Genomic DNA, 2,405 nt, shown 5'->3' with positions numbered 1-2,405 from the left:
CGCCCCCGCCGTGGCCAAGCACTTCGCCGCCGTCTCCACCGCGCTGGACAAGGTCGCGAATTTCGGCATCGCGCCCGACCGCGTCTTCGGCTTCTGGGACTGGGTCGGCGGCCGCTATTCGCTGTGGTCCGCGATCGGCCTGCCGGTGATGATCGCGGTCGGAGCGGGGCGTTTCCGCGAATTCCTGGCCGGCGCGCATGAAATGGACCGGCATTTTGCGACCGCGCCGCTCCTGAAGAACATTCCCGTGGTCATGGGCCTGATCGGGTACTGGCACCGGGTCGTCTGCAACTATCCGACCCGCGCGGTCATCCCCTACGACCAGCGCCTGTCGCGGCTGCCGGCCTATCTGCAGCAGCTCGACATGGAATCGAACGGCAAGCGGGTGACGATCGACGGCGACGCTGTCGCGACGCCGACCGGACCGGTGGTATGGGGCGAACCCGGCACCACCGGCCAGCATGCGTTTTTCCAGCTGCTGCACCAGGGCACGGACATCGTTCCCGTCGAATTTCTGGCCGCAGCCGAGGGCCATGAGCCGGAGCTTCGCCATCACCACGATCTGCTGCTGGCGAACTGCTTGGCGCAATCCGAGGCGCTGATGAAAGGCCGCACGCTGGAGGAAGCCGAGGCGCAGATGCGCGCCAAGGGCATGACGCCTGCCGAAATCGAAAAGATCGCGCCGCATCGGGTGTTCCCGGGCAACCGGCCGTCGGTGACGATCCTCTACAGAAAACTCGACCCACATACGCTCGGCCGGCTGATCGCGCTCTACGAGCACCGGGTCTTTGTCGAGGCGCAGCTTTTCGGCATCAACGCCTTCGACCAATGGGGGGTCGAGCTCGGCAAGGAATTGGCCACCGGACTGCTGCCTGTCGTGGAGGGCACACAGGATGCCGCGAGGAGCGACGCCTCGACAGCCGGGCTCGTGCGTCATATCCACCTTCAGCGCGGGGCGGAGTAGATGATCTTGAGCAGCATCAAAGGCATCCTGTTCGACAAGGACGGGACACTCGTCGATTTCCAGGCGACATGGTTCGCGATCGGCGACCTTCTGGCGCTGCAGGCGGCGGGCGGCGACCGCGCCAGGGCGGATGCGCTGATGGAGGCGGCCGGTTATGATTTCGGCAAAAAGTGCTTCAAGGCCGATTCCGTGTTCGCCGCCGGCACCAATGCCGACATCGTGGCGCTGTGGTATCCGGATGCCGCTGCCGAGGACCGGCGGAAGATGACCATCGGCTTCGACCAGTTCACGGCGGAAGAGGGCGCCAGGCAGTCCGTGCCGCTGCCGGGCAGCCAGGACGCGATCGCCCGCCTGCACCGCCTGGGCTTCCGGCTTGGCGTCGCCACGAACGATTCCACCGGCGGCGCGGAAAAGACGCTGCTGGCGCTCGGCGTGGCGCAGATGTTCGACGCAGCCTATGGCTACGATGCGGTCGCCAACCCAAAACCTGCGCCGGATGCCATCTACGCCTTCTCCGATTTGACTGGCCTGAAGCCGTCCGAGATCGCGATGGTCGGCGACAACCGTCATGATATGGAAATGGCCCGCGCCGGCGGGGTGGGGCTCGCGATCGCGGTGCTTTCCGGCACTGGCACGCGTGAAACCCTGGCGCCGATGGCCGACGTGGTGCTGGATTCGATCGCCGATCTGCCGGGGTTTCTGGCGGCTCGGAATGTTGCTTGAGGGATCTGGCCGGCAGACAGAGGTATTATTTTCGTAGCTGCCCCAGATTGCGGATGGCTTGCTGACAGGACGTCGTCGGCAGACCGGTACCAGGATGCCCCCGGGACCGGAGGCCAGCATGGCAATGCAGAGTTTCGGGACGTCGTCAGTCCGCATGGAGCGATTGCTTCTCGTGATGGTGCAAATGCCTGCGGAGGATGTGGACCGCATCATGGAGCATGTGGTGAAAGCGGTACCGCTCACCATGGGAAAATATGACAGCAACGCTTACCAGTCGGCCGCTGGGATAGAACGCTATCGCCCGCTCGAGGGCGCCGCCGCAGGAGCTGAGAACGAGGTTCGCAAGCGCCCTGGCGTCGTCGAGGTGAGTTTCGAGCTGGAGGAAGATCAAGCGCTGCTGGAGCGTGTGGTTGAGTTGATCTTCCAGGTCCATAGCTATCAAGAGCCGGTGATCCGGGTGGAGAGCATTCTTGGCAGCCGCTCGAAGGGTCTTGACGACAAGGATAACCCGAACCGCTGGTGGAATACGGCCGGAGACTGGAAGACGAAGCCGTAGCGCGAAGGTCGGTGAGGGATGATTTGGCACAAGCTTCTCCGATGCCACGCTGCGTTTCCGCCTTGGCCGTTGAGTAGTCGGGAAGACGGGCAGGCAAGAAAGCGCCGCACGAATTCATAAAAAAGAACAGGCACTCCCATGCCCGCCCGTCCGGTGTCTGTC

At 64.1% G+C, this 2,405-nt stretch carries 3 protein-coding genes; all 3 read left to right on the top strand.

Annotated elements, in window-relative coordinates; all coding sequences use genetic code 11:
• The coding region (pgi, locus tag MAXJ12_RS34055; protein WP_008840812.1) for a glucose-6-phosphate isomerase at positions 1–964 on the top strand (964 nt) is incomplete at its 5' end.
• 6 nt (positions 965–970) lie between these two features.
• The gene (locus MAXJ12_RS34050; RefSeq protein WP_139044191.1) at positions 971–1,687 is read left to right on the top strand and encodes an HAD family hydrolase; all 717 of its coding nucleotides are present in this window, start codon (positions 971–973) and stop codon (positions 1,685–1,687) included.
• A 118-nt stretch (positions 1,688–1,805) separates the two neighbouring features.
• Complete coding sequence (locus MAXJ12_RS34045; protein ID WP_040589756.1) at positions 1,806–2,243, top strand: YqfO family protein; 438 nt, start codon at positions 1,806–1,808, stop codon at positions 2,241–2,243.
• Positions 2,244–2,405: the final 162 nt, after the last annotated feature.

Origin of the sequence: Mesorhizobium alhagi CCNWXJ12-2 (assembly GCF_000236565.1) — a bacterium.
In the GTDB taxonomy this organism is placed as follows: domain Bacteria; phylum Pseudomonadota; class Alphaproteobacteria; order Rhizobiales; family Rhizobiaceae; genus Allomesorhizobium; species Allomesorhizobium alhagi.
Note: the sequence above shows the minus strand (reverse complement) of the source record. Positions and strands in the feature narration are given on the sequence as shown.